The sequence below is a fragment of the Nonomuraea antri genome, from assembly GCF_013283785.1.
In the GTDB taxonomy this organism is placed as follows: domain Bacteria; phylum Actinomycetota; class Actinomycetes; order Streptosporangiales; family Streptosporangiaceae; genus Nonomuraea; species Nonomuraea antri.
Genome location: NZ_JABCPZ010000001.1, coordinates 123,215 through 149,713, shown reverse-complemented (window position 1 = coordinate 149,713; position 26,499 = coordinate 123,215). Strand labels below are relative to the sequence as shown.

Sequence of the window (26,499 nt, the reverse complement as noted above, 5' to 3'; positions counted from 1 at the left end):
GGCCAAAAGCATCCAGGGGTGACCGGTTCCGGAATCCCGGTGAAAGCGGCGGAGGGGCGCGGCAATAGGTGGAAAGCAAGGATTGTGTGCCCGTCGGACGACGGCGCTACAGCGGTCCCGGCGAAAACACGTGCGATGCCTCCAGTACAGGACTCACGCCAAACACCGTAGGCTCGTGGCAGTCAAGAACGCGGAGCCACGAGGAGCGCACGACGGTGAACCCAGGGGATGTCAACCTGCAGCAGCTGCTGGAGCAGGCCCAGCTCATGCAGCAGCAGCTAGTGAGCGCCCAGCAGGAGCTCAACGACGCGCAGATCGAGGGCTCTTCAGGCGGTGGGCTGGTCACGGCCGTCGTGAACGGCTCGGGCGAGCTGCTCGAACTCAAGATCGACCCGAGCGTCATCGACGCCGGTGACGCCCAGGACACGGCCGACACGATCGCCGACCTGGTCATCGCCGCCGTCCGCGATGCCGTGCGCGCGGCCGCCGACCTGCAGCAGGAGAAGCTCGGGCCGCTGGCTCAGGGCCTGGGTGGCGGCGGCCTCGGGCAGCTGCCAGGGTTCTAGGCATGTACGAAGGCGTCGTCCAGAACCTGATCGACGAACTCGGCCTGCTGCCGGGCGTCGGTCCCAAGAGCGCGCAGCGGATCGCCTTCCACCTGCTGGCGGCCGACCCCGCGGACGTCAAACGGCTGGCGCACGCGTTGCTCGAGGTCAAGGACAAGGTCCGGTTCTGCCGGGTGTGCGGCAACGTGGCCTCCGAGGAGGAATGCCGCATCTGCCGCGACCCGCGCCGCGACACGCACGTGATCTGTGTGGTCGAGGAGTCGAAAGACGTCGTGGCGATCGAGAAGACGCGCGAATACCGCGGCACCTACCACGTGCTCGGCGGCGCGATCAGCCCGATCGACGGCATCGGCCCCGACGACCTGCGCATCCGCGAGCTCATGACCAGGCTGGCCGACGGCCGGGTCACCGAGCTCATCCTCGCCACCGACCCCAATCTCGAGGGTGAGGCGACGGCCACCTACCTCGCCCGTCTGGTCAAGCCGATGGGCATCAAAGTGACACGACTGGCCAGCGGCCTGCCCGTGGGCGGTGACCTCGAGTACGCCGACGAGGTGACCTTGGGCCGCGCGTTCGAAGGACGGAGGCTCCTTGATGTCTGACCTGTGGGGAGCGCTGGCGGAGGAGATCGCCGGACACACGCAGAACTACCTCGACGGCCTGACCAGGGTGGCCGGCGGTGAAGGCGGCGACGCCATCTGGTCGCTGCTGCTGGTGGAGGTCGCCCAGGTGAGCCTGGCGGGCGCGAAGCTCGGCGCCAACCAGGACGTGATCCTGTCGGGCAACTACGAGCCGCCGCTGAGCGAGGACCCCGACATCGACGGGGTGCGCACGGCCCTGGCCGAGCGGCTCGACGCGGTCGACGACTACGCCGAGGTGTTCGACCCGTACAAGGACACCAGCGTCACCCCGTACCGGCTGTCCGACGACCTGACCGCGGTGGCCGCCGACCTCGTCCACGGGCTGCGTCACTACCGCGCGGGCCGGCCGGCCGAGGCGCTGTGGTGGTGGCAGTACTCGTACTTCAACACCTGGGGCAACCACGCGGGCGCGGCCATGCGCGCGCTGCAGGCCCTGGCCGCGCACTCGCGGCTCGACGTGGCGGAGGAGGCCACCACCGTCTGAGGTTCCCCGCCGGGGGAATGGCGCACGAGGTCCCCTGCCTGGGGAATGTCCACATAGTGGTATGAACCACCAGGCGCATGAGAGGCCCCCAGTAGACTGGCAGCTCACAGTCCAAACCGGGAGACTCTCGTGGCGCTCGTTGTGCAAAAGTACGGTGGTTCGTCCGTCGCCGACGCGTCCTGCATCAAGCGGGTCGCGCAGCGGATCGTCGCGACGAAAAAAGCCGGCAACGACGTGGTCGTGATCGTCTCCGCCATGGGTGACACGACTGACGAACTGCTCGACCTGGCCGAGCAGGTGTCGCCGCTGCCTCCGGGCCGCGAGCTCGACATGCTGCTGACCTCGGGCGAGCGCATCTCGATGGCCCTGCTGGCCATGGCCATCGCCAACCTCGGCCACGAGGCCCGCTCGTTCACGGGCTCGCAGGCCGGCGTGATCACCGACTCCACCCATGGCAAGGCCCGCATCATCGACGTGACGCCCGGCCGCATCCGCGAGGCGATCGAGCAGGGGCACATCGCGATCGTGGCCGGTTTCCAGGGCGTCTCGCAGGACACCAAGGACATCACGACGCTGGGCCGCGGCGGGTCCGACACCACGGCGGTCGCCCTGGCGGCGGCGCTCGAGGCCGACGTGTGCGAGATCTACACCGACGTCGACGGCATCTACACCGCCGACCCGCGCATCGTGCCGGTGGCGCGGCAGATCCCCAGGATCTCCTACGACGAGATGATGGAGATGGCCGCCTGCGGCGCGAAGATCCTGCACCTGCGTTGCGTCGAATATGCTCGGCGGTTCAACCTGCCGATTCACGTACGCAGCTCTTTCAGCACCAGGGAAGGCACGTGGGTCGTCTCCGACCCTTACACCGAAGGAACCGAGATGGAGCAGCCGATCATCTCCGGCGTCGCGCACGACCGGAGCGAGGCCAAGATCACTGTTGTCGGGGTTCCCGACAAGGTCGGCGAGGCTGCCTCGATCTTCAAAACCCTGGCCGACGCTGAGATCAACATCGACATGATCGTGCAGAACGTCTCGGCCGCCGCCACCGGTCGCACGGACATCTCGTTCACGCTGCCGACGTCCGACAGCCAGACGGCGCTGACGGCGCTGAAGAAGATCCAGGGTCAGATCGGTTACGAGTCGCTGCTCTTCGACGACCAGATCGGGAAGGTGTCGCTGATCGGCGCGGGCATGCGCTCGCACCCCGGCGTCACGGCGACGTTCTTCGCGGCCCTCGCCGACGCGGGGGTCAACATCGAGATGATCTCCACCTCGGAGATCCGCATCTCTGTGATCGTCGAGCAGGACGGTGTCGACGCGGCCGTGGCGGCCGCCCACCGTGCCTTCGATCTCGACGCCGACCAGGTCGAAGCCGTGGTGTATGGAGGTTCAGGACGATGAGCAGGCCCAATCTCGCCCTGATCGGGGCGACCGGTGCGGTGGGCACCGTCATGCGCGACATCGTGTCCTCGCGTGAGGACATCTGGGGCGAGATCCGTCTCGTCGCCTCCGCGCGCTCGGCCGGCAAGGTGCTGAAGGTGCGCGGCGAGGACGTCGTGGTGCAGGCGCTGGCCCCCGAGGTCTTCGACGGCATCGACATCGCCATCTTCGACGTGCCCGACGAGGTGTCGGCCGTGTGGGTGCCGATCGCGGCCGAGCGCGGCGCGATCGCGATCGACAAGTCCGGCACGTTCCGCATGGAGCCGGACGTCCCGCTGGTCGTGCCCGAGGTCAACCCGCTCGACGCGCGCAACAGGCCGCGCAACATCATCTCCACCCCCAACTGCACGACGCTGTCGATGATGGCGGCGATGGGGGCGCTGCACGCCGAGTACGTGCTCAAGGAGCTGGTCGTGGCCTCCTACCAGGCCGTGTCCGGCGCCGGTGTGGCTGGTTCCGAGCGGCTCTACGACGAGATCGAGGCGCTGGCCGGCGACCGTGGCGTGGGCCAGGCGGTCGGCGACGTGCGCAAGGCGCTGGCCAACAAGCTGCCCGAGGAGTCGCCGTTCCCCGCGCCCATCGCGTTCAACGTGGTGCCGTGGGCGGGCTCGTACAAGGACGGCGGCTGGGCCTCCGAGGAGCTCAAGCTGCGCAACGAGTCGCGCAAGATCCTCGGCATCCCGGACCTGAAGGTCTCCGCGACCTGCGTGCGGGTGCCGGTCATCACCACGCACTCGCTGGCCGTGCACGCCCGCTTCGAGCGTGAGATCACGGTGGCCGACGCGCACCGCGTGCTGGAGGCGGCGCCGACGGTGGTCCTGATGGACGACCCGGCCAACGGGGTCTACCCGACGCCGATCGACGTGGTGGGCACCGACCCGACCTACGTGGGGCGCATCAGGCAGGCGGTGGACTTCCCGAACACGCTCGACCTGTTCGTCTGCGGCGACAACCTGCGCAAGGGCGCCGCGCTCAACGCCGCGGAGATCGCCGAGCTGGTGGCCTCCGAGCTGTAACGCCTGTCTGGTCCGCTGTCGCGACGCCGTGCCCTTCCGTGGGGTGCGGCGTCGCACGCGTTCCAGGTACGTGCGCATCGCCCGAGCAGCGCGTCACTTGAACAGGATGTCCCAGTGGTCGCCCTCGTTGGCGAAGACGGTGCCGGAGGCGGAGCGGTACAGGCGGGCGCCGTCGCTGCGGACCCCGGTGTACTTGTGGTTCTTGGTGATGTAGCGGCTGATGCAGGCGTTCGGCGTGATGTCCAGCTTGTAGCCGTTGCCGTGGCTGTAGCGGCCGGGGGCGTGGCCGGCCTCGGTGCCGCCGGTGACCATGATCGGACAGCCGCTGCGCTGCTTGAGCGCGATGACGCTGGCGATCGTCCCGGTGCGTACCTTCTCCAGGGACGTGCAGTGGTGCCCGTGCTTGCTGGTGCAGCCGCCGCTCGACGACAGGCGCAGGCCCGCCCGCTTGAGCCAGCCCGCCGCGGTGGCCTGTGACATGGGCACCGCGGCCTGCCTGGGCAGCACCCTGGCCAGATCCACCTTCGCGTGCCGCTGGACCACCTGGGGCCGCTGCAGGGCCGCACGGCGGCCCTCGGAGCCGCGCTGCGCCGCCTGACGGCCGTCGGCGGCCCGCTGAGCGGTCTCGCGCGCCGCGTGCTCCGCGTGCTCGGCCTGGCCGCCGACGCGGCTCTGGACGCTCTCCTGGGACTGCTCAGGCCGTGCCCAGGTCTCGAACTCGCGCAGTTCGCGGATCTCGCCGGGTTCGCCGGACTCGTTGAGCTCCCCGGACTCGCTGAGTGCGCTGGTCTCGTCGAGGTCGTGCGGCCCGGCGGGACCGTCGGGGAACTCCGCCTGCGCGGCCTCCGCACGTTCGGCCTCGGCGTGCTCGGCGTCGGACCGCTCGTCACGCTCCCGATAGACCTCGCGCAGCCCGGGCAGCGAGACCTGCGGCCAGGCGTGCTCCAGCTCGGGGTAGGCGTGCGAGAGAGCCTCGTACATGGCCGCCCGCCGGAGGGTGGCCCACGGGTGATCGAACTCCGTGTACCACCGCGGGATCTTGAACATCCCCCCGAAGTGATACATGCGGGTCATCGGTGCCGCAGCCGGGCGCAGCTCCCCGTCGGGTACCGGGGAAGCGGCAGAGGCGCCCGTCGCCAGCGCGATTATGGAGATCTGAATGCCGAGGAGTACGACGATGATGCGACGTACTGTGCCACGTATCCACATGTCGATGCCTTTTCGCGGAAATAGCCCTTCCGCTCGAAACGACAATCCCACCTTTCACCCCAGATAACCCCTTGCTCATGGGCATCTTTACCGTGTGACAGTGATCAACGTGCAGCGTCATGACCTTCGTGGGCGATATGTGCGGTTTGGGCGGTGACCGACTGGTGAGCGGGTTTCCCCCTCCGGGCCCATCACGACGTAAAGTGACCAACGTGTCCGAAGCCCGAAACCGAGGATCGGAGAGCACCCGAGAGGTCATCGTCGAGACGGCCTTGCGACTGTTCCGGGAGCGCGGCTTCGACGCGACCACCATGCGCGCCATCGCCGCCGAGGCCGGCGTCTCCGTGGGCAACGCCTATTACTACTTCGCGAGTAAGGAGGCGTTGATCCAGGCGTATTACGACCGCGCCCAGGCCGAGCACGAAGAGGCCTGCAAAGACCTGCTGGCGACGGAGACCTCGTTCGCCGGGCGGTTGAGCGGCGTGTTGCGCGAATGGGTGCGCGTGTCCGAGCCCTACCACGAGTTCGCCGTCAAGTTCTTCAAGCACGCGGCCGAGCCGACGAACCCGCTGAGCCCGTTCAGCGCCCAGTCCTCGCCGGCCCGCGAGGCGTCCATCGCCATCTACCGGCAGGTGGTCGAGGGGGCGCGCGACCGGATGAACGCCGAGCTGCGCGAGGAGCTGCCGGAGCTGCTGTGGCTGCTGTCGATGGGCATGGTGCTGTTCTGGGTGCACGACACCTCGCCCGGGTGCGCGCGCACGTACCGGCTGATCGAGGTCACGGTTCCGCTGGTGGACCGGCTCGTCGGGCTGTCGCACCTGCCGGGGCTGCGCGGCATCACCAAGGACTTCATCGCCGCAGTGCACGAGCTGAGAGCCTGACCGGGGGAGACATACCGGCCGGTTGGTAGGTATGGTCGGGGCCTAGTGATCCACCCGGAGCCGGAGGCCCGAGATGACTCAGAACTGGGGCATGACGATCCCCTTCTACGACCGCTCGCTGGCGCGGTCCAGAGAACTGATCGCGCAGTTGCCCGCGCTCGGCTACACCGACGCCTGGTCGGCCGAGGTGAACGGCGTGGACGGGTTCGTGCCGCTGGCGATGGCCGCGGAATGGGCGCCGGGGGTGCGGCTGGGCAGCGCCATCGTGCCGGTCTCGACGCGCGGCCCCGGCCTGCTGGCCATGTCGGCGGCCACGCTGGCCGATCTGGCGCCAGGACGGTTCGTGCTGGGCATCGGGGCCTCGTCCCCGGCCATCGTGGAGCGGTGGAACGCCGGACGGTTCGACAAGCCGTACGCGCGCACCCGCGACACGCTGCGCTTCCTGCGCAAGGCGCTGGCCGGCGAGAAGGTGTCGGAGAAGTACGAGACGTTCGAGATCAAGGGCTTCAAGCTGGAGCGCGCGCCGCGCGAGGCGCCCAAGATCGTGCTGGCCGCGTTGCGGCCGCGCATGTTGCGCCTGGCCGCCGCGGAGGCCGACGGCGCGATCACCAACTGGCTCTCGCCGGAAGACGTCAGGACCGTCCGCGCCGAGATCGGCCCCGACACCGAGCTGATCGCCCGGCTGTTCGTGTGCGTGAGCGAGGACACCGACCGGGTACGCGAGATGGCCCGCTGGATGCTGGCCAGCTACCTGACCGTCCCCGTCTACGCGGCCTTCCACGACTGGCTGGGCCGGGGCGAGGCGCTGCGTCCGATGCACGAGGCCTGGGCAGCGGGAGACCGGCAGGCCGCGCTCAAGGCGATCCCCGACGAGGTGGTCGACGCGCTGGTGGTGCACGGCGACGCGGCCACCTGCCGGGCCAGGATCCAGCAGTACGTGGACAACGGGCTCGACACGCCGGTCCTGGCGCCGATCCCAGGAGGTGAGGTGCCGATCGACCAGGCCGTGCGGGATTTGGCTCCTCAGCGGTAACCGATCAGGAGGTTGTTTGCATGGACGACGTACTGAGGTTGGACGCGGTCGGCCAGGCGCAGGCCGTCAGAGACGGGCAGGTGTCGGCGCGCGAGCTGGTCGAGGCGGCGATCGCGGCCATCGAGTCCCGCGACGGCGAGCTGAACGCGGTCGTGCACCGGCGCTTCGAACGCGCGCTGGCCGAGATCGACGCCATCCCCGCCGACGCGCCCTTCCGCGGCGTGCCGATCCTGCTCAAGGACCTCGGCTGGCGGCAGGCGGGCGAGCCGTACAGCGCGGGCTCGCGGGTACGCGACGGCATCGAGATCCCCGGGGACGGCTACGGCGTCGTCCGGCTGCGCCGGGCCGGGTTCGTGATGCTCGGCCGGACGAACACCCCCGAGTTCGGCAGCACGATCACCACCGAGCCGGCCGCGTTCGGCCCCACGCGCAACCCCTACGACCCGGGCCACTCGGCCGGCGGTTCGAGCGGCGGCTCCGCGGCGGCGGTGGCGGCCGGGATGGTGGCCCTGGCCACGGCCAGCGACGGCGGCGGCTCGATCCGCGTGCCCGCCTCCTTCTGCGGCCTGGTGGGGCTCAAGCCGACGCGCGGCCGCCTGAGCCTGGGCCCGAACATGGGCGAGGGCTGGAGCGGCTTCTCCTGCCCGGGATTCGTCACCAGGACGGTCCGCGACACGGCGGCGGCGCTCGACGTCGTCTCCGGATACGAGCAGGGCGACCCGTACGACGCGCCCGCGCTGCCCCGGCCGCTGGCGGCCGAGGTGGAGGCCGACCCCGGACGGCTGCGCGTCGGGTTCGTCAGCGCGCACCCGCGCGGCGACGTGCCCGAGGTGGCCGAGCTGACCGAGGCGGTGCACCTGGCCGCGGCCCTGCTCGAAGCGCTCGGGCACGACGTCCTGCCAGGACATCCAGAGGCGCTGGGCGAGCCCGAGTTCCCCGAGCACTTCGGCGCGATCGTGTCGAACAACCTGGCGGCCCAGATCGTCAGCCTGGGCGTGGTCCGCGGCCGGCCGGTGGAGCTGGAGGAGCTGGAGCCGCGCAACGCGGCCATGGTCACCGCCGGACGGCAGCGCAGCGCCGCCGAGCACATCCTGACCACCCAGTGGGTGGACGGCTTCCGCCGCCGCATGGCCGCCTGGTGGAACTCCGGCTTCGACCTGCTGCTGATGCCGTCGGCAGGGGTCGCGCCGTTCCCGCTGGGCTGGATCCCGCCGGACGACCTCAGCACCGCCTTCGGCAGGACCGCGCACACCGTGTCGTTCACCTCGCCCGTCAACGCCACCGGCCAGCCGGCCATCTCGCTGCCGCTGCACGTGAACGCGGCCGGGCTGCCCGTCGGCGTGCAGCTCGTGGCCGCGGCGGGCCGCGAGGACCTGCTGGTCAGGGTGGCCGCGCAGATCGAGCGGGCCAGGCCGTTCACGCATCCCGCGATGGACAGGGGGAACCCGTAGCGGGCCCAACGCGTTATGTCGTGAGAAGACCGGGGTAGGGGGAACTCATGATGGCGAAGGCAGCACGGGCGGCGGCGGCATGGCGTACGTACCGCGAGGTGACCAAGCCCGGCACGCCTGGCTTGATGACCAGGGTGCGGGCCATCCCCAGGATGGTGGGCGCGGTGATGCGCGGGCGCTACGCCGGCATGGGCAAGGGCAAGCTCGCCATGATGGGCATGGGCGTGCTCTACATCCTGTCGCCGCTGGACGTATTCCCCGAGTTCCTGCTGGCGATCGGCGTCGTGGACGACTTCGGCGTGTTCCTGTGGCTGGCCGCCTCGCTGCTCGGCGAGAGCGGCCGCTACGTCGAACACGAACGCCAGGTCATCCAGGGCCGGCTGGCCGGCTAGATCTGCTCCATCCTGAGCCAGGCGCGTGACGGCAGCGGGTGCCCGAACAGGCGGGCGGCGTTGCCGTACGCGACCCTGGCGATGTCGGCGGGCGGCAGCGCGCCGAGGTTCCTGGCCACCGCCTGCTGGGTGTCGGGCCAGGTGGAGTCGGAGTGCGGGTAGCCGCTCTCCTGCAGCACGTGGTCGAGGCCGACGGCCAGCCGGACGCCCGACAGCGCGTGGTCGTCGAGCGTGCCGAAGAAGAAGTTGCGGCGCAGCACCTCGCTGGGCTTGAGCCCGCCGTCCCACTTCGCCTCGCCCGCCACCGGGTGGTCGAGCGCGTAGTCGGCGCGCTCGGCCAGCATCGGCAGCCAGCCCACGCCGCCCTCGACGATCAGGATGCGCAGGTTGGGGAAGCGTAGCGGCAGGCCCGACCACAGCCAGTCGGCGCAGGCGAACATGGCGCTGGTGGGCATCAGCGTGGTGATCGCCTCGATGGGCGTGTCGGGCGAGGGCACCGGCGACCAGGACGAATCGCCGGTGTGCAGCGCGACGACCGTGCCGGTCTCCTCGCAGGCGGCGAAGAACGGGTCCCAGTGGCCCGAGTGGATCGACGGCAGCCGCAGCCTGGTCGGGAACTCGGGGAACACCACGGCCTTGAAGCCGCGCGCGGCGTTGGCCCGGATCTCCTTGGCGGCCAGGTCGGGATCGGGCAGCCAGGGCAGCTGCAGGCCGATGATGCGCTCGGGGTAGGTGCCCGCCCAGACGTCGATGTGCCAGTCGTTCCACGCCTTGACCAGCGCCAGGCCCAGGTCCTTGTCGCGGGTGCGGGCGAACGGCATGCCCGACTGCCCGGCCAGCATGCCGGGGAAGCACAGCGCGGCCCAGATGCCCGCGGTGTCCATGTCCTCGACGCGGGCCTCGATGTCGTGGCAGCCGGGACGCATGTGCTCGAACCTGACCGGGTCGAGTGTCCACTGCTCGCGGGGCAGGCCGGCGCCCACGTCGATGCCGGCGCACGGGTAGGTCGCCCCGCCGTAGCGCCAGACCTGGTGACCGGCCTCCGTCTCCACGACCTTGGGCGCGACGTCGGCGTATTTCTCCGGCAGCCGACCTTCGAAGAGGTCGGGGGGCTCGATCAGGTGATCGTCGGCGGAGATGATCACGTAGTCGCGCCGCCTCGGATCTGGGTCGGGGAGCAGCGGCGTAGTCACGCAGGTAACCGTACGACGGCGGCATAACGTCGAACAAGCTGCGACGTCTCCGTTGGGTATCCGTGTTGTCGCCGCGCTCGGCGCGCGGCTCGGTCGCCGGGGTCCTTCGGGTGTTCAAGACCCGGGATCGCCGGGAGGGGATTGCGGGCGATCCCGGGCAGGTGGGGGCTCGCGGTGGTGAGGGTGCTGCGGTGCGAGCCCCGGCGCCGCCACTACCCAGCCGAGATCTCTTCAGTCAGAAGATGCGCCCGAAGTGCGTCGATGGCCGACGGGTCGAGTGCGAGCACGTCGGTGACGTAGCCCTCGACCGAGCCGTGCCGCCGCTTGAGATCGGCCAGGAACAGGTTCATGGCCTCGGCGGGGGCCTGGCCGAAGCCCGGCCAGACCGGGGCGTCGGCGTGCCTGGCCCGGAAGTCGGTGATGAATCTCTCTGTGGCCAGGCCGGTCAGCGCGTAGTCGGCGACGATGTCGTCCTCGCTGACGCCGACCAGCGACAACACCATCGCGGCGAGCAGCCCGGTGCGGTCCTTGCCCGCGGCGCAGTGGATCACGGCCGGAGCGTTGCCGGGCTGGGCGAGCGTCTCCATGGCGGTACGCAGGTTGGCGACGCCGTCCTCGGTGACCTCCAGGTACCGGTCGGCCAGGTAGCGGGCGACGCCCAGTTCGTCGCTGTAGACGGCGATGTCCCAGCGGCGGCCCTCGATGGGCAGGTTCAGGTAGTTCAGGCCCTCGGTCTCCGGCACCCGGCCCCACTTCTCCACCTCGAACGCGTGCCGCAGGTCGATGACGGTGCGGACGCGCAGGGCGCGGAAGGTCTCCAGGTCTTCCCCGGCCAGCCAGCCGAGTGAGTCGGCACGGTAGAGCCGCTGCCACTGGACGGTACGGCCGTCCTGGGCGGCATATCCACCTACGTCACGAAAATTGCAGATGTTGGCGAATTCGATGTGGCGGATCACTCTTAACACCTTAATTGGCGGCCTGGCCCGCCTCCTGGGACGCGGCGGCCTCCTCCTCGGGTGCGGCGCCCTCCTCGCCCTCGCGGGCCCGGCGATCGGCCACCTCGCGCCTGATCAGCAGCAGCCAGCCGCCGATGGCGATCGCGATGAACAGCCACCACTGCACGCCGTAGGCCAGGTTCAGCCCGCCGCCCGCGCCCACGTCGGGCTGGGGGACCGGCTCGGGCGCGGCGGCGGGCGCCGGCTGCTGCGCGGTCAGCTCCACGTACCCGTCGACCAGCCGGTACGGCGACCCCTGCCCGATCTTGCCGGCGTTGATCAGCAGGACCTGCCCGGCCGGCAGCCCGGCGCGATCCCTGATGCCGCTGGACTCCTCGGTCTCGCTCGGACGTAGCCTTCCGGTGACATTTACCTGACCGGTGGGCGCCGGCGGGACCTGGGGCATGGCGTCGGCCGTCTCGCCCGCCTTGACCCAGCCCCGGTTCACCAGCACGGCCTGGCCGTCGCCGGTGACCAGCGGGGTCAGCACGTAGAAGCCCAGCCTGCCCTCCTGCGGGCGGCGGCGTACGACGAGTTCGTGTGCCGGATCGTAGGCGCCCGTCGCCGTCACGGTGCGGAAGCGGTCGGCCTCGCGCACCGGACGCCCTGGCGCGGCCAGCTCGCCGAGCGGCACCGGCGCGGACTCCAGGTTCGCGGTGACCTGGGTGCTGTTGGCCGAGCGTTCCTCGAAGCGCCCGAACTGCCACCTGCCGAGGAACACGAAGGCGGGGATGACGAGCAACACCACCACGTGGAGCGCGATCCATCGGGGTGTCAGCAGGAACCGGTACACCCTTCAAGGTTAGGCACCGGGTGCGGTGCTCCCTCACGCGGCACTCGACCCCTGAGTGGAGTCATAAGCCCTGCGGGCTCACGCTGATTCGAGCCGGGCGCCCGTGCCGGGCAGTGGGGTGACCTCGCGGGGGCCGTCCACCTCGTGGCCCTGGGCGCAGCGGAAGTGCTGCTCGATGGGCGAGCCGCAGCCGCGGTGGGTGAGCAGGACGGGCGGTCCCGCGTCGTCGGCCAGGTACTTGTCGCCCCAGTGCATCAGCGCGACCAGCAGCGGATACAGGTCGCGGCCCTTCTCGGTGAGCCGGTATTCGTCGCGCTGGCGCTGACCCGGCTCGCGGTACGGCTCCTTGCGCAGCAGCCCCTCGTCGACCAGGCGGGCCAGCCGGGCGCTGAGCACCTGGCGGGGCGCGCCGGTCATCGCCTGCAGGTCGGCGAATCTTCGCACGCCCACGAACGCCTCGCGCAGCACCAGGAAGGTCCACTTCTCCCCGACGATGTCCAGGGTGCGCTCGATCGAGCAGTTGTTCACCCGGAAGGGAACGTTCATTGCCGCATTATACCTGAGTTCAATTGACAGACTCAGCCTCGGAAGAGCAAGCTGGGTCTATGTTGGGAACTCAGATCCGCCCGGCCCGGGCCGACGACGAGGAACGGATCACGCGATTCCTGCGGGGGTTGTCGCTGCACACCCAGACCCTGCGTTTCTTCACCGGCGTCGCCACGCCGGCCACCGTCCTGGTGCGCACCCTGCTCGCCCTGGACGAGCGCCGCGACGCGCTGGTCGCCACCATGAACGGGGAGATCGTCGGGCACGCGATGAGCTACCGGGGCGACGGCGCGGACGTGGAGATCGCGGTGGTGGTCACCGACGAATGGCAGGGTTTCGGTCTCGGACCGAAATTGGTCGACGCGTTGTTGCTCAGAGCCGCCGTAAGGGGGGCGACCACCGTCGGAATGGACGTTCTCGGCGAGAACCGACGAGTCCTGAAACTCATCCGCAGACTATGGCCAGATGCCAAAATGAAGGTCACTTCCGGATCCGTGGAGGTGACCGCTATGATCGATCAGGCAGCGGTATTTGCGGAACAAGGTTCTGGTGGCACACCATTGACAGCGTGAAGAGTGTCAAGAACGGACGCGACGGCCGCACCCGCATCATCGAGGGCGCCCTGCGCCGCTTCAGCCAAGACGGGGTTTCTGCCACCACTCTGGCCAGCCTCCGCGAGGAGAGCGGCGTCAGCGTCGGCAGCTTCTACCACCACTTCGCCAGCAAAGAGCATGTCTTCGGCGTGCTCTACGCCGAGATCCTGGCCGCCTACCAGAGCGAGTTCGTCGCCGAGCTGCTCAGGCACGAGCAGGCGCGCGACGGCATCGAGGCCGTGGTCGCCTTCCACATGCGCTGGGCCGGCGAGCATCCCGAACGCGCCAGGCTGCTGGTCAGCGAGCGTCCGCCGCGCAAGCACGAACCGGGTGGCGCCGAGGTGGCGGAGGCCCGCAGGGCTTTCTTCAAGAAGGTCTCCGACTGGTGGAAGCCGCACATGAAGAACGGCCTGCTCCAGCCGGTCGACCCGACGATGTGCTACGTGTTGTGGCTGGGTCCGGCCCAGGAGATGTGCCGGCTGTGGTTCGCCGGGGCGCACGCGCCCTCGGAGGACGAGATCAAGGGCCTGGGCGAGGCGGCGTGGCAGAGCCTGCGTCAGCGCGGGGAGCGATGATCTGAGCACCGTCTGTGGTGTTATTGTCCGAATGTGAAAAGACCTCGGGCACTGGTGCTGCCCGCCCTGCCGGAGAGCGCGCTCGTCCGTCTGGGCGAGGTCGCCGACCTGAGCGAGGTTCACACCCGGCCGAGCCTCGGCTTCACCGACGACGAACTCGCCGACCTGGTCATCGAGACCGGCGCGAACGTGCTCATCACCGACGGCGACCAGGTGCGCACGTCGGTGCTCTCGCTCCCCGTCGACGTGGTCGCCAGCATGGGCGCGCCGACCAGCGTCGATCTGACGCTGGCCGCCGAGCGCGGGGTGACCGTCCTGCACGCGCCCGACCGTGATCCCGAGGCGGTCGCCGAGCTGACGCTGGCGCTGATGTTCGCGGTCAGCAGGAACATCGTCACCGCCGACAGGGAGGTGCGCAGGGGCCGCGTCTACCGCGGCCGGGTGCCTCCCGCGCAGCGGCACCGCGGCCGCCGGCTGAGCGGGCGCACGGTGGGCATCGTCGGTCTCGGCCGCGTCGGCAGGGCCATGCGCTGGCGCTGCGAGGGGCTGGGCATGCGGGTGATCGTCTGCGACCCGCGCGTGCCCGAGGCCACCCACAGCCTGACCGCGCTGTTGTCCGAGTCGGACGTGGTCTCGCTGCACGTCCCGCTGACCGAGGAGACCAGGGGGTTCTTCGGTTACGCCGAGTTCGGCGCGATGCGTCCGGGATCGGTCTACCTCAACACCTCGCGCGGGGCGCTGCACGACCTGACCGCCCTGGTCGACGCGCTGCGCTGGGGCCGGCTCGGCGGGGCCGGTCTCGACCACTTCGAGGGCGAATGGCTCGACCCCGCGCACCCGCTGACCAGGCTGCCGAACGTGGTGCTGACCCCGCGCCTGGGCGAGGCCACCGGGGAGAGCCGGGAGGAGCTGGCGCAGGCCCTGGTCGCGGACCTGGCCAGGCTGCTGCGCGGCGAGCGCCCGGCCTACGCCTGCGTGCCCGCCCAGCGGGTGGCCGACCCGGCCTGACTCACTCGGTTCACGCGGGCTGCCTGAGCCTGGTGCTCACGCGCCAGCTCTGCGCGTGCAGCGAGATGTCCAGCCGCAGGTCGCCGCGCTGCCTGCGCAGCCCGGGCACGCGCACCCGGTCGTGCACGTCGAACCGGCCGCGGTACGGATAGCCGAACCCCAGCTCACCGGGCAGAACGCGCAGGTCGTCGCGGTTGCCGCAGCGCGGGCACGTCCACGAGACGAGGTCCATGCCGCGGTGGTAGTCGGTGCACGCGTTGAAGTATTCATCGGGCCGGAAACGGGCCTCGCAAGCCAAGCACGGGATCAGCATGAGGTCCGCTCCTTCGGACGGCGAGATTGCTCCCTAAGAGATATCGCGCGTGACTTGGACGCCGCTTACAGAATGCTTGGATACTTAAGTAACAGTATGAACACCCTCGGTATTGGAACATCCGGACGAGCTCGCGGTGAAAAGATGGGCCTGTGGAACGACTGCGCCATCACCTCCTGGAGACCGGTTACACGATCGACGGCGTCCGTGAGCGCCTGGGCGACATGGCGGCCGGTGCGCTGGCCCGCGAGGAACTGATCCCCGCCCTGCGCGCGACGGCCGGGCGCGACCCGCTGGCCACGCTGATCAGGCTGTGGTGGCTGGGCGTCCCGGTCCAGGCGAAGGACGTCGCCCCGGAAGTACGCGAGTCCGGCTTGGTCACCGCGTCGGGCGACGAGCTCGTCGCGACCGTGCACCTGCAGCCCTGGGAGACCGGCGGCTACCTGGTCTCCGACCGCAAGGTGCGGCCCGGCGACCCGGCGCTGCGTCCCGACCACGTGGTGGGCGCGGGCGGCGCGTCGGCGAACCTGGCCCAGCTCGTCACCAGGCGCCCGGTCCAGCGCGCGCTCGACCTGGGCACCGGCTGCGGCGTGCAGGTGCTGCACCTGGCCGGCCGGGCCGACCACGTCACCGCCACCGACCTGAACCCGCGGGCGCTGGAGCTGGCCAGGCTGAGCTGGAAGCTGTCCGGCATCACGGACGTGGAGGCGCGGGCCGGGTCGATGTTCGAGCCGGTCGCCGACGAGCTGTTCGACCTGATCGTGAGCAATCCGCCGTTCGTCATCGCGCCGGCCCGTGAGGGCAAGCTGACCTACCGCGAGTCCGGCGGCGACGGCGACGACTTCTGCCGCGACCTCGTCCGCCGCGCGCCACGCCACCTCACCCCCGGCGGTCAGGCGCACTTCCTGGCCAACTGGCTGCACGTCGAGGGCGAAGACTGGCGCGAGCGCGTCGGCGGCTGGCTGCGCGAGAGCGGCTGCGACGGCTGGGTCGTGCAGCGCGACGTGCAGGACCCGGCCGAATACGTCGAGCTGTGGCTCAAGGACGCCGCCGAGCAGGGCACCCCGCGATACGCCGAACACTACGACCGCTGGCTGGCCTGGTTCGACGACCGCAAGGTCGAGGGCGTCGGCTTCGGCTGGATCACGCTGCGCAACTCCGGCACGCTCGACCCGGTGGTCCGGGTCGAGCACTTCACCCACCAGGTGGCGCTGCCCGTCGGCGACTACGTCGACGGGGTGCTCGACGCGATCGCGATCGCGCACCGCGCGCAGGACCTCGGCGCGGCGCTGCTGAAGACCGCCGACGGCCTGCTGGACGAGCGCATCGGCCTGCCCGGCGCGGAAGACCCCATGCGCATCGTGCTGCGCCAGACGCAGGGCCTGCGCCGCAGCAGGGAGGTCGGCACGGTGGAGGCGGCCCTGGCCGGCGTGTGCGACGGCCAGCTCGCGCTCGGCCCGCTGCTCAACGTGATCGCCGAGTTGGTCGGCGACGGCGACATGCCCGACGCCGAGGCCATCAGACCGCTCATCGCCGAGGGCTACTTCGTGCTTTGATCCGGCGTTGATTCGACGTTGACCCCCGTGGTGAAGGCTGCTTACTACGGCACGGACCTGGGGGGTTCGAGGGACGTGTCAGGTCCGGCCGGTCGTCTGAGTGAGGCGGCTAGCCGTCACGTGGAGCATCCGGATGACCGGGCCCCCTAGCGAAACGTGACGGTCAAGATGACCGGCCGGGCTAATTTTCTCTGTTGCCAGGATCATGGGGGGACTCTCCCTAAGGACAGCCTTGATCAACCATGTGTGGATGACACGTCTGGACGACGAGCTGTACTCAGGACTCGACGACGGGCCGGACGACGTGTCACGTGACGAACCGGCCGAGGGGTCAGACCGCCTCGACGCGGTCGAGGAGGGCCTTGAGATCGCCGGCCTCGGGGGCGCCGAGCCGGGAGAAGATGTCGTAGGCCTGCCTGAGGCAGTCGGCGCTTCTGGTGAAGCTGCCGAGACCGCGTAGCGCCTTGCCCAGCACGGTCAGCGACAGCGCCTCGCCGTACGGGTGGCCGATCTCCCTGGAGACGACCAGCGCCTGCTCGGCGTGCCTGACGGCGTCGGGGTACCGCTCGGCGGCGATGAACGTCTCGGCCAGCCTGGAGCAGACCCGCTGCTCCCACACCCGCTGCTTGCTGGCGCGGAAGAAGGCCAGGCACTCGGCGTGGTGGTGCACGGCCTCGGTCAGCCGGCCGACGCGCGACAGGACGATGCCCAGGTGGTAGCGGGCCCGCGCGGTGCCGGCGCCGCTGCCGATCTCGGTGAAGATGGCCAGGCCCTTCTCCGCCGCGGCGATCGCGTCCTCCGGGCGTCCGAGGCCCAGGTGGTCGCGGGCCGAGTAGCTGAGCACGAGCGCCTCACCGGCCGGGATCCCGCTCTCCCGGTAGAAGCGCGAGGCGGACTCGAACAGGGCCAGCGCCTCGGTGTGGCGGCGCTGCCGTCCGACGACCACGGCCAGCGCGTTCAGCACCTCACCCCGGACGATCTTCTCGCCGCGCTGCTCGCACAGCTCGTGCACGCTCCTGAACTGCGACTCCGCCTCGGTCAGCCGGTTGCCGGCGAACAGCACGCGGCCGAGCACGTACCTGGCGCGGAGCTGGCCGCCCGTGTCGCCGATGCGCAGGGCGGTGGCCAGCACGGCGCGGGTGCCCTGGTCGAACTCGCGCGTGTGAGTGCCCGACTCCAGCAGCGGCTCCATGGCCACCAGCAGGTCGGCGGCGGGCAGGAGCTGCTCTGCGGTGCGCGAGGCCGCGGCCGCCTGGTTGATCGCGGCGAACAGCGAGTCGCCCTCGGCGATCAGCCACGCCACGGCCTCGTCGGCCGAGGTGAAGGCGCGGCCGCTGCCGACCACGACCAGGTTGTCGGAGATCGTGCTGCCCTCGTAGGCCAGCCGGTGCGCCGACTGGGCCGAGGCCAGGTAGAAGCCGAGCAGCCGGCGCAGCGCCATCGTCCTGGCCTGGGGGCGTTCGGACTTCTCCAGCGTGCGCCTGGCGAACAGCTTGAGCAGGTCGTGGAAGCGGTAGCGGCCGGGGCCCGGGGCCTCCAGCAGGCTGGCGTCGACCAGCGACTCCAGCACCGCCTCGGCCTCCAGCGTGCTCATCGACAACACCGCCGCGGCGGCGCCGGAGGAGATGTCCGGGCCGTTGGGCAGCGAGAGCAGGCGGAACGCCCTGGCCTGGGTGGATTCGAGCTGCCCGTACCCGAGCGCGAACGTCGCCTCCACCGCCAGGTTGCCCACGCGCAGCTCGTCGAGCCTGCGCTGCTCGTCGGCGAGCCTGGGCACCAGCGAGGCGACCGTCCAGGTGGGCCTGGCCGCGAGCCTGGCGGCCACGATGCGGACGGCCAGGGGCAGGAAGCCGCAGGCGGCGACCACGTCCATGGCCGCGCCGTGCTCGGCGGCGACCCGCTCGGGGCCGGCCACCGAGGCGAACAGCGACAGCGCCTCGTCGGGCTCCATCACGTCCAGGTCGATGAGCCTGGCCGAGGGCAGGTCGGCCAGCTTGACGCGGCTGGTGACGATCGCCGCGCACCCCGGCGAACCGGGCAGCAGCGGCATGACCTGCTCGGCGTCGCGGGCGTTGTCGAGCAGCACCAGGATGCGCCGCTCCGACAGGATCGACCGGTACAGCGCGGAGCGCTCGGGCAGACCTTCGGGGATCACGTCCGGCGGAATGCCGAGCGCGCGCAGGAAACCGCCGAGCGCGGACTCGGGCGCGGTCGCCTCGTCGGTGTAGCCGCGCAGATCGGCGTAGAGCTGCCCGTCGGGGAAGAGGTCGCCGGCGGTGTGCGCCACGTGCACGGCCAGCGCGGTCTTGCCCACGCCGCCGATGCCGCAGATCGCCGCCACCGGCATGCCCTCGGCCGAGGTCTGCGCGGACAGCAGCGAACGCAGCCGACCGGCGATCTCCTTGCGGCCGGTGAAGTCGTTGACCGCGGCGGGCAGTTGCGCCGGGCGCGGCAGTTCGAGCGCGGGCTCCTCCTCCGGCGCGGGCTCGTCGTCGTCGAGCACCTCGCCGGCGGCCAGGGTGGGGTCGGCGGCCAGGATGCGCTGGTGCAGCGCGGCCAGCTCGGGCCCGGGCTCGACGCCCAGCTCCTCGATCAGCGCCTCGCGCGTCTCGGTGAAGACGTTCAGCGCGTCGCCCTGCCGGCCGCAGCGGTAGTAGGCCAGCATGAGCTGGGCGCGCAGCCGCTCGCGCAGCGGGTGGTCGGCGGTCAGCGCGATCAGCTCGGAGACGATCGCGGCGTGGTTGCCGAGTTCCAGGTCGACGTCCATGAGCGTTTCGAGCACGCTCAGCCGGCGCTCGATCAGCCTGTCGCGCTGGTGCTCGGCGTACGGGCCGACGGCCCCGGCCAGCGGTTCGCCCTCGAACAGCGACAGCGCCGAGCGCAGCCCTTCCGCGGCGGCCTTGAGCCGACCGGACTTGCGCGCGGACTCGGCGGCCAGGATGGCCCGCTCGAAGCGGGTCAGGTCGAGCGAGTCTTCTGGCAGCCGCAGCGCGTAGCCGCGGCCGATCGAGGTCAGCAGCTCCGGGCGGGACCGCGCCGGCCTGTCGGGTTCGAGCACGGTACGCAGCCGCGAGACGTAGGTGCGCAGCGCGCCCAGCGCCCGCGGCGGAGCCTCCTCTCCCCAGACCGCGTCGATCATTTCGGTGGGCGTGACCGCCCGGCCTTCACGTAGCAGGAGCATGCCGAGAATGGAGCGCTGCAGCGGAGTTCCGAGGTCGAGTTCCGCACCGTCGCGCCACGCGCGGACGGGACCGAGCACGGCGAACTTCAGTCCGCCAGCAACGCTCTGACCAGCCATGCCGTCTGTCTCCAAGGCAATGGAACGATTTGTTACCAAATGATAGATCCAACGTTGCCCCCCACCTAGTCGCCGGCCGATTCGTTAACCGAAGCGTTGATCGGCCTTTGATCAGGTGTTGAGCCCGCCCCGCGATGCTGGGCCACAAGCCCGGTAGAACGGCTGGGCATGACGCAACAAACGCGGGGGCGTGTCATGCAGAGCCGCTAGGTCAGGAAAAAATACAGGCCCCGCCCAGAAATTTCGGGCGGGGCCTTCATCGGATGTTTCCTACGCTGCCTCGACCAGGCCGAGCCGCATCGCCAGCCGCTCGCGCACGGCCGGCCATTCGGAGTTCAGGATCGAGTAGTAGGCGGTATCTCGGACCGTGTCGTCGGCGCCTCGGCTTTCCGCTCGCCGCACCCCGTCGAAGTGTGCGCCGAGGGCCTCGATGGCGGCCCGGGACCTTACGTTTCTTACGTCTGCCTTGAGGGTGATGCGATGGACGTTCCAGGTCTCGAAGGCGAGCGAGAGCATGAGGAATTTGCTCTCCCGGTTCACACCCGTGCCCTGGGCGCAGGCGCCCAGCCAGGTGTAACCGATGTCCGCCACGGACGGGACCTCGCCCACCGCACTTCGTGAACCCGGCGGCCAGGGCATGGGGCCCTGCCAGTACTCCAGGTGCATGAGACGGGTGGCACCGACGATACGGTCGGTGTTCAGCCACCGGATGGCGAAGGGCATCGTGCGGCCCTCCGCCTGCTCAGCCAGCGCGGCCTCCACATAGGAGACCATCTCGTCCCGGCCATCCGGGACCCGAGTGAAGGCATACGTGGAGCGGTCTTCACTCGACGCGGCGACCAGATCATCGATCGCCGCGAGGCTGAGAGGTTCCAGGCGCACGGAGCGCCCGGACAGGGTGACAAGAGCGGGCATGTGCACATGATGGGGTCTGCTCAGGGTGCACGAAACCACGCACGGGGACTCATCTTTTGCAGCTTTCTGAAAGCACGGTGTTTCCGCAGGTCAGCGCTGCGATTTGGTGATCCCTTGGGACAAAATTCGCCTAACCGTGACACGGGATCGGGACCAGCGCCGGGCGCTGTTCACGCGGCCTGGCGTGCCGCACCAGCGACAGCTCCTTCAACCCCATCGACAGATGGTCCAGGCTCTCCGCGATCCAGGGCAGGTGGAGCGGGTCCGGGCTGGTCAGAGCGGCCAGCCGGTCCTCGGTGCTCTCGCCGTAGAGCAGGCTCACCGCCACCCGGACGCGGGCCGCGGCCGGATCGTCGCCGAAGGCGTGCCCGGGCAGCACTCCGATGCCGTGTTCCTCCAGCAGGATCTTGGTGATGTCGGCGGAACCGCCGAGGCGCAGATGGCTCAGATCCGGATAGAGGTAGAAGCCTCCCTGCGGGACCGGCACCGACGCGCCGATCTCCACGAACCTGTCGCGAACCGCGCGCGCGACCACGCCGTGCAGCCTCCGGCTCCGCACGATGCGCTCGACCAGCTCCGGCGGGTCGGTCAGCGCGTAGGCCGCGGCCTCCTGGATCGGGGCGGCGGGCGCCGACCAGATCTCGCTGGCGGTGGCCAGCAGACGCGCGCGCAGTTGCTCGGCGCCCTCGGGCAGCCTGGCGATGCCGATCCGCCAGCCGCCCAGCGCCAGGCTCTTGCTGAGCCCGGTCGTGATGATCGTGCGCTCGGGCGCGACGTCGGCCGGCGACATGAAGCGCTGCGCGGGATCGTGCAGCAGGTCGCGGTAGATCTCGTCCGAGATGATCAGCAGGTCGAGCTCGCGGGCCACGTCCACCAGGCGGCGGATGCTCTCCGGCGAGGCCAGCCGGCCCGTCGGGTTGTCGGGCAGCGTGACCAGCACGCTGCGTACGGTCCTGCCCCGCGCTCGCGCGTCGAGCACGGCCTCGGTCACCCGCTCGGGGTCGGGCACCCCGCCCTCTCCTGGCGGTGCGGGCACCAGGATCGGCTGAGATCCGACCAGTTCGGCCTGCGCGGCGTAGCTGACCCAGCTGGGCATGGGCAGGACGACGTCCCCGCCGATCGCCAGCAGCAGGCCGTACAGCAGCGACTTGCTGCCGGGCCCGGCGACGACCAGGTCGGGGTCGGTGATGAGCCCCCGTCGTGTCCAGTAGCCCGCCGCCGCCGTCCGAAGCCCGGACGCCCCCGCGACCGGCCCGTAGCCGTTGCGTTCTGATGCGGCGGCCAGCTTGTCGCGCAGCGCCGGGTGGACGGGCAGCCCAGCCTCACCGAAGGCCAGATGCAGCACTCGTTCCCCGGCGCGTCGTCTTCGTTCGATGTCCTCGTTTGCCGCCAATGTGGCGGAAAGGGTCACGGTCATGTTTGTCACGTTCCCAGGGTGGTTGTATGAAGGCATCAGCACAAGCGAGGCTTTTTGTGGGTAGGCATAAGGAAGTCCGATGCTCGAATTGCGGCGGTTGGCACTGATCTGCGAGTTCGCTCGGCGCGGCAGCATCGCCGCGGCGGCCGAGTCTTTGGGCTACAGCCCGTCGGCCGTCTCGCAGCAACTCGTGGCGCTCGAACGCGAGACCGGCACCGCCCTGATCGACAGGACGGCACGCAGCGCCGAGCTCACCGACGCCGGTCGCCGGCTCGTCGCGCACGCGGAACGCATCCTGTCGATGGTCGAGGAAGCAGAATCGGACCTCTCCGCCCACAAAGGCACCCCGTCTGGGCGTATCGTCCTTACCGCCTTCCCCACAGCGGCCGTCGCATTCGCGCCGGCGCTGGCCCGTTCGCTGCGCCGCCACACCGAGCTGACGCTCCGGCTGGGTCAGAGCAGGTCAGGACGGGGAATGCGGGAAGTGCAGTCGGGCGAGGTGGACATCGCCCTCGTGGATGACTGGTACGGCCGGGTGCGCGACAGCGAGAGCCTGCGCGTCTACCCGCTGCTGCAGGACCCGCTGGTGCTGGTGGTGCCGCGCAAACACCGGCTCGCCGACCCCGACGTGCCGATCGACCTGCGCGAACTGCGTGACGAGCCGTGGATGGCGACCCCCGACGGCGAGCCGTCGCGCCTGGCCGTGGACCGGCTGTTCGTCGACGTCGGCGGCACCAAGCCCACGCCGTGGGAGTTCGAGGGGCTGGGCACGATCCTGTCGCTGGTGGCCAAGGGCATCGGCATCGCCGCCGTGCCCGCGCTGGCGCTGGCCGCCGGGGTGCGCGGGATCGCGGTGCGGCAGTTCCCCGGCAACCCGGGCGGCCGTGAGGTGCACGCGGTGGCGCGCGGCTCCAGCGTGCACCGGCCGTCGGTGTCGGTGACGCTGCGGGCCATCCACGTGGCCGCCCGCTACCTCGCCGCCGACCTGGACCCGGTCCGCGTCGCCGAGCGATCGGTCTCGGACTCGGACTCGGCGGGCCTTGGGGAGCGCTAACGTCTGCTCCATGGCTCCCACCTACGACATCGAGCGCCTCCTGCTGGCCCAGCCGAGCACCCGGGTCGTGGCCGGCATCGACGAGGTGGGCCGGGGCGCGTGGGCGGGTCCTGCCACCGTCTGCGCCGTCGTGTGCGACCTGTCGGAGCCGCCGGCCGGGCTGACGGACTCCAAGCAGCTCTCCCCGGCCAAGCGGACCTCGCTGGCCGCAGAACTGGCCGGGTGGGCCACCGGCATCGGGTACGGCGAGGCCACCCACACCGAGATCGACGACCTCGGTATGACGCAGGCGCTGCGCAGAGCCGCCCGCAGGGCCCTGGAGTCGCTGCCGGTCAGGCCGGACGCGGTGATTCTCGACGGCAAGCACGACTACATCGGCGCGCCCTGGCCGGTACGGCTGGAGATCAAGGGGGACGCGGCCAGCATCTCGGTGGCGGCGGCGTCCGTGCTGGCCAAGGTGCGGCGCGACGCGTACATGGCCACGCTCGGCCACGAGGAGTACGGGTTCGCGGACAACGCCGGTTACCCGTCGCCGGCGCACCAGGAGGAACTGGCCAGATCAGGCCCGACGCCGCACCACCGGCTCTCCTGGTCGTACCTGGACGACCTGCCGAGCTGGCGGCATCTGAAGCACCATCGCAATCCGCTCGCGGGCGAAGGACAGGCCAGTCTCTTTGGTTAAATCGGAGAGGTGCGCATAGGCATCTTTCTGATCGTGGCGCAGTTTCCCGGCCAGGATGCGGGGCGCGTGCTGGCCGACGCGGTCGAGCTGATCGTGGCGGCCGAGGCGGCCGGGTTCGACGACGCGTGGATCGCCGAGCACCACTTCATGTCGTACGGCGTGTGCCCGTCGGCGACCACGCTGGCGGCGGCGGCCGCCGGGCGCACGAGCCGGATCGGGCTCGGCACGGCGGTGAGCGTGTTGTCCACGCAGCATCCGGTGGCGCTGGCCGAGCAGGCGGCGATGGTGCACCACCTGTCGGGCGGCCGGTTCACGCTGGGCGTGGGCAGGGGCGGGCCGTGGGTGGACCTGGAGGTGTTCGGCACCGGGCTGGAGCGGTTCGAGCGGGGCTTCGCCGAATCGCTGGACGTGCTGCTCAGGGCCCTGTCCGGGGGCCGGGTCTCGGCCGACGGCGAGTTCTTCGGCTTCCGCGAGGTCGAGGTGGTGCCGGGGGCGCGGCTGCGTCCGGTGGTGGCGTGCACGTCGGAGCCGACCGTGCGGCTGGCGGCCGAGCGGGGGTTGCCGATGCTGCTCGGGATGCACGTCGGCGACGCGGACAAGGCCGCGCTGGTCGCACAATATGCGCAAGAGAGCGGCGGCGGCGCGCCCGGGCACGTGGCGGCGCTGGTCGGGCACGTGGCCGACTCGACCGGGCAGGCGGTGCGCGAGCTCAAGCAGGCGATGCCGCGCTGGCTGGGCCCCGGGCTGGCCGGATACGTGCCGGTGGATTCACGCCCGCGGCCTTCCCGCGACATCCCGGCATACGTGGACTTTCTCTCGCGGATCCATCCCGTGGGCTCCCCCGCGCATTGTGCCGAGGTCATTCAGCGGTCGGCGGAGAATACCGGGATCGAGCATTTCCTGCTCATGGTGGAAGGCGTCGGCGAGCCGCGGCTGGTGGCCGAGAACGTGCGGCGGTTCGGCGCCGAGGTGCTGCCCCTGCTCCGCGCGCCGGTGCGGCGTGGTGGGCCGGGAAGGACGGCGGCCCACCACGGCGCGCCCTAGCAGTCGACCAGCTCCGGCTTCTGGTTGAGAATCTGTGCTCTCGGCGTGACGAACTCGCTCAGGGCCTTGTCAGCCGACGGGTCGAAGACCGCGACCCGGTGGCAGTTCTGGAAGGCCAGCCGTACCCCGAAGTGGCGCTCCAGTGCGCCGCGCATCGAGTCGCTGGCCAGGCAGCGCAGCAGCTGCCCGCGGGCCTCCTCCGATGGCGGCGGCACCTGGTTGTCGGCGAACTCGGCTCCGGTCTCCTCACGCTGCTCGACCAGCTCGCTGATCACCGACCACGCGTAGGGCAGGGAGTCGCGCACGCACGCCACGAAGGCGGCGTCGTCCACGTCTCCGGCTCTGGCCTGGTCGAGCAGATCGTTCGGAACGGTCAGCGACATGCTGTCTCCTCTCGAAGGGCATCGATGTTGACGCTAGGTGGGCTCGGGTGAACGCTCCAGATGACTGGAGGGCGACAGTCAGGGCCCGTAGACGAACTCGGGGTCTATCTGGTCGGCAAGGTCGAAACCGGTTCGGGCGTTGCCCCACGCGCGGGCGTTGCGCAGGTGGAACTCCTCGGTCTGGCGGCCGAACCTGGCCCAGTCCTTCTCCCGCTGGTCGAGGGTCTTCATCAGCACGGCCAGCGCGTCGGTGTTGACCGGCTCCAGGTCGTCCATGGTGAAGGGGCGGCCCTGCTCCATGGCGCGCACCGACGGCGAGTGCTCCATCCAGGTCAGCAGGTCGTCGCCGACGTGCTCGCGCAGGAACTCGACGTCGGACGGGCCGTGGACCTTGTTGCCGATCACGGCGAGCGCCACGTCGTACTTGGCCGCGTAGTCGCGGTACTGCCGGTAGACGCCCACGCCCTGCCTGGTGGGCTCGGCGACGAGGAACGTCAGGTCGAAGCGGGTGAACAGGCCGGAGGCGAAGGAGTCGGCGCCGGCGGTCATGTCGACCACCACGTACTCGCCCGGGCCGTCGATCAGGTGGTTGAGCAGCAGTTCCACCGCGCCGACCTTGGAGTGGTAGCAGGCCACACCCAGGTCGTCCTCGGTGAACGGGCCCGAGGCCATCAGCCGCATGCCCTGCGGCGTGGTGACCGCGTATTCGAGGCCGGCCAGGTCGGCGAAGCTCAGCAGCCGCGAGCCGCGCCCCGGCGGCGTGGTCTTGACCATGGCCTCGGCCGACGGGATGCGCGGGTTGTCGCCGCGCAGGTGGTCCTTGATCTCGGTCAGGTGGGCGCCCAGCGGCTCGGGCTGCTCATGCAGGCCGAGCACCAGGGCCAGGTGCTGGTTGATGTCGGCGTCCATGACGACCACGGGGCCGCCCTGTCCGGCCGCGTATCTCGCGAACAGCGCCGACATCGTGGTCTTGCCGCTGCCGCCCTTTCCGACGAACGCCACTCTCACGGGCCCACCC

Annotated in this window: 27 protein-coding genes; 16 read left to right on the top strand and 11 right to left on the bottom strand. The window is 70.5% G+C overall.

Annotated features, from left to right (window positions below; genetic code table 11):
- Nucleotides 1–215: 215 nt before the first annotated feature.
- From HII36_RS00650 to HII36_RS00630, 5 genes are all read left to right on the top strand, one after another.
- Entirely contained in the window at nt 216–566 is a 351-nt protein-coding gene (locus HII36_RS00650) for a YbaB/EbfC family nucleoid-associated protein (RefSeq protein WP_139629532.1), read from the top strand.
- A gap of 2 nt (nt 567–568) precedes the next feature.
- Entirely contained in the window at nt 569–1,168 is a 600-nt protein-coding gene (recR, locus tag HII36_RS00645; protein WP_173521015.1) for a recombination mediator RecR, read from the top strand.
- Nucleotides 1,161–1,691: a DUF5063 domain-containing protein gene (locus HII36_RS00640; protein WP_173521014.1), complete on the top strand. Its 531-nt coding sequence runs from the start codon at nt 1,161–1,163 to the stop codon at nt 1,689–1,691. The genes recR and HII36_RS00640 overlap by 8 nt, the downstream gene beginning before the upstream one ends.
- A 129-nt stretch (nt 1,692–1,820) precedes the next feature.
- A complete protein-coding gene (locus HII36_RS00635; RefSeq protein ID WP_173521013.1) occupies nt 1,821–3,095 on the top strand; it encodes an aspartate kinase in 1,275 nt (424 codons plus the stop codon).
- Nucleotides 3,092–4,150 (top strand): aspartate-semialdehyde dehydrogenase, encoded by a 1,059-nt coding sequence (locus tag HII36_RS00630; protein WP_173521012.1) that lies wholly within the window; start codon nt 3,092–3,094, stop codon nt 4,148–4,150. The genes HII36_RS00635 and HII36_RS00630 overlap by 4 nt, the downstream gene beginning before the upstream one ends.
- A 93-nt stretch (nt 4,151–4,243) precedes the next feature.
- Here HII36_RS00630 and HII36_RS00625 read toward each other — a convergent pair whose 3' ends face one another.
- Nucleotides 4,244–5,197: a hypothetical protein gene (locus tag HII36_RS00625; protein ID WP_217368992.1), complete on the bottom strand. Its 954-nt coding sequence runs from the start codon at nt 5,195–5,197 to the stop codon at nt 4,244–4,246.
- Nucleotides 5,198–5,571: 374 nt separating this feature from the next.
- Between HII36_RS00625 and HII36_RS00620 the strand changes: the two genes are divergently transcribed.
- From HII36_RS00620 to HII36_RS00605, 4 genes are all read left to right on the top strand, one after another.
- Entirely contained in the window at nt 5,572–6,240 is a 669-nt protein-coding gene (locus HII36_RS00620; RefSeq protein ID WP_328807533.1) for a TetR/AcrR family transcriptional regulator, read from the top strand.
- Between the two features lie 73 nt (nt 6,241–6,313).
- Complete coding sequence (locus tag HII36_RS00615; protein ID WP_173521010.1) at nt 6,314–7,273, top strand: LLM class F420-dependent oxidoreductase; 960 nt, start codon at nt 6,314–6,316, stop codon at nt 7,271–7,273.
- Between the two features lie 20 nt (nt 7,274–7,293).
- The gene (locus HII36_RS00610; protein WP_217368991.1) at nt 7,294–8,724 is read left to right on the top strand and encodes an amidase; all 1,431 of its coding nucleotides are present in this window, start codon (nt 7,294–7,296) and stop codon (nt 8,722–8,724) included.
- A gap of 47 nt (nt 8,725–8,771) precedes the next feature.
- Nucleotides 8,772–9,116 (top strand): YkvA family protein, encoded by a 345-nt coding sequence (locus tag HII36_RS00605; protein WP_236003027.1) that lies wholly within the window; start codon nt 8,772–8,774, stop codon nt 9,114–9,116.
- On the opposite strand, the gene HII36_RS00600 is transcribed toward HII36_RS00605, so the two are convergent.
- The 4 genes from HII36_RS00600 to HII36_RS00585 all read right to left on the bottom strand — a co-directional run bounded on the left by HII36_RS00600 (nt 9,113) and on the right by HII36_RS00585 (nt 12,643).
- Nucleotides 9,113–10,309, bottom strand: coding sequence for an amidohydrolase family protein (locus HII36_RS00600; protein ID WP_173521009.1), 1,197 nt, complete (start codon nt 10,307–10,309; stop codon nt 9,113–9,115). The genes HII36_RS00605 and HII36_RS00600 overlap by 4 nt on opposite strands.
- 212 nt (nt 10,310–10,521) lie before the next feature.
- Nucleotides 10,522–11,265, bottom strand: a complete 744-nt coding sequence (locus tag HII36_RS00595; protein WP_173521008.1) for a tyrosine-protein phosphatase — start codon at nt 11,263–11,265, stop codon at nt 10,522–10,524.
- 10 nt (nt 11,266–11,275) lie between these two features.
- The gene (locus HII36_RS00590) at nt 11,276–12,097 is read right to left on the bottom strand and encodes an SURF1 family cytochrome oxidase biogenesis protein (RefSeq protein ID WP_173521007.1); all 822 of its coding nucleotides are present in this window, start codon (nt 12,095–12,097) and stop codon (nt 11,276–11,278) included.
- Nucleotides 12,098–12,175: 78 nt separating this feature from the next.
- A complete protein-coding gene (locus HII36_RS00585; RefSeq protein WP_173521006.1) occupies nt 12,176–12,643 on the bottom strand; it encodes a winged helix-turn-helix transcriptional regulator in 468 nt (155 codons plus the stop codon).
- A 59-nt stretch (nt 12,644–12,702) separates the two neighbouring features.
- On the opposite strand from HII36_RS00585, the gene HII36_RS00580 reads away from it, so the two are divergent.
- The 3 genes from HII36_RS00580 to HII36_RS00570 are packed head-to-tail and all read left to right on the top strand — an operon-like array spanning nt 12,703 to nt 14,819.
- Complete coding sequence (locus HII36_RS00580) at nt 12,703–13,215, top strand: GNAT family N-acetyltransferase (protein WP_173521005.1); 513 nt, start codon at nt 12,703–12,705, stop codon at nt 13,213–13,215.
- Nucleotides 13,212–13,811 carry a TetR/AcrR family transcriptional regulator gene (locus HII36_RS00575; RefSeq protein ID WP_173521004.1) on the top strand — a complete coding sequence of 200 codons (600 nt, stop codon included), beginning with the start codon at nt 13,212–13,214 and terminating at the stop codon, nt 13,809–13,811. The genes HII36_RS00580 and HII36_RS00575 overlap by 4 nt, the downstream gene beginning before the upstream one ends.
- Nucleotides 13,812–13,844: 33 nt before the next feature.
- Nucleotides 13,845–14,819: an NAD(P)-dependent oxidoreductase gene (locus tag HII36_RS00570; protein ID WP_173521003.1), complete on the top strand. Its 975-nt coding sequence runs from the start codon at nt 13,845–13,847 to the stop codon at nt 14,817–14,819.
- Nucleotides 14,820–14,829: 10 nt separating this feature from the next.
- On the opposite strand, the gene HII36_RS00565 is transcribed toward HII36_RS00570, so the two are convergent.
- Entirely contained in the window at nt 14,830–15,132 is a 303-nt protein-coding gene (locus HII36_RS00565; RefSeq protein WP_173521002.1) for a hypothetical protein, read from the bottom strand.
- Nucleotides 15,133–15,284: 152 nt separating this feature from the next.
- On the opposite strand from HII36_RS00565, the gene HII36_RS00560 reads away from it, so the two are divergent.
- Complete coding sequence (locus HII36_RS00560; RefSeq protein ID WP_173521001.1) at nt 15,285–16,688, top strand: DUF7059 domain-containing protein; 1,404 nt, start codon at nt 15,285–15,287, stop codon at nt 16,686–16,688.
- A 331-nt stretch (nt 16,689–17,019) separates the two neighbouring features.
- On the opposite strand, the gene HII36_RS00555 is transcribed toward HII36_RS00560, so the two are convergent.
- The 3 genes from HII36_RS00555 to HII36_RS00545 all read right to left on the bottom strand — a co-directional run bounded on the left by HII36_RS00555 (nt 17,020) and on the right by HII36_RS00545 (nt 22,318).
- Complete coding sequence (locus HII36_RS00555) at nt 17,020–19,986, bottom strand: AfsR/SARP family transcriptional regulator (RefSeq protein ID WP_173521000.1); 2,967 nt, start codon at nt 19,984–19,986, stop codon at nt 17,020–17,022.
- 270 nt (nt 19,987–20,256) lie between these two features.
- Complete coding sequence (locus tag HII36_RS00550; RefSeq protein WP_173520999.1) at nt 20,257–20,901, bottom strand: GNAT family N-acetyltransferase; 645 nt, start codon at nt 20,899–20,901, stop codon at nt 20,257–20,259.
- 130 nt (nt 20,902–21,031) lie between these two features.
- The gene (locus tag HII36_RS00545) at nt 21,032–22,318 is read right to left on the bottom strand and encodes a pyridoxal phosphate-dependent aminotransferase (protein ID WP_173520998.1); all 1,287 of its coding nucleotides are present in this window, start codon (nt 22,316–22,318) and stop codon (nt 21,032–21,034) included.
- A gap of 79 nt (nt 22,319–22,397) precedes the next feature.
- Here HII36_RS00545 and HII36_RS00540 point away from each other — a divergent pair, with 79 nt between their 5' ends.
- Genes HII36_RS00540 through HII36_RS00530 form a run of 3 tightly spaced genes read left to right on the top strand, consistent with a single transcriptional unit; the run spans nt 22,398 to nt 25,098 of the window.
- Nucleotides 22,398–23,372, top strand: a complete 975-nt coding sequence (locus HII36_RS00540; RefSeq protein ID WP_173520997.1) for a LysR family transcriptional regulator — start codon at nt 22,398–22,400, stop codon at nt 23,370–23,372.
- Nucleotides 23,373–23,382: 10 nt separating this feature from the next.
- Nucleotides 23,383–24,054, top strand: a complete 672-nt coding sequence (locus HII36_RS00535; RefSeq protein ID WP_173520996.1) for a ribonuclease HII — start codon at nt 23,383–23,385, stop codon at nt 24,052–24,054.
- Between the two features lie 33 nt (nt 24,055–24,087).
- Complete coding sequence (locus HII36_RS00530) at nt 24,088–25,098, top strand: LLM class flavin-dependent oxidoreductase (RefSeq protein ID WP_407940721.1); 1,011 nt, start codon at nt 24,088–24,090, stop codon at nt 25,096–25,098.
- Here HII36_RS00530 and HII36_RS00525 read toward each other — a convergent pair.
- Both HII36_RS00525 and HII36_RS00520 read right to left on the bottom strand, forming a co-directional pair.
- A complete protein-coding gene (locus HII36_RS00525) occupies nt 25,095–25,481 on the bottom strand; it encodes an SCO5389 family protein (RefSeq protein ID WP_173520994.1) in 387 nt (128 codons plus the stop codon). The genes HII36_RS00530 and HII36_RS00525 overlap by 4 nt on opposite strands.
- A gap of 78 nt (nt 25,482–25,559) precedes the next feature.
- On the bottom strand, nt 25,560–26,489 hold the full coding sequence (locus HII36_RS00520) for an ATP-binding protein (RefSeq protein ID WP_173520993.1): 930 nt from the start codon (nt 26,487–26,489) through the stop codon (nt 25,560–25,562).
- Between the last annotated feature and the right edge of the window lie 10 nt (nt 26,490–26,499).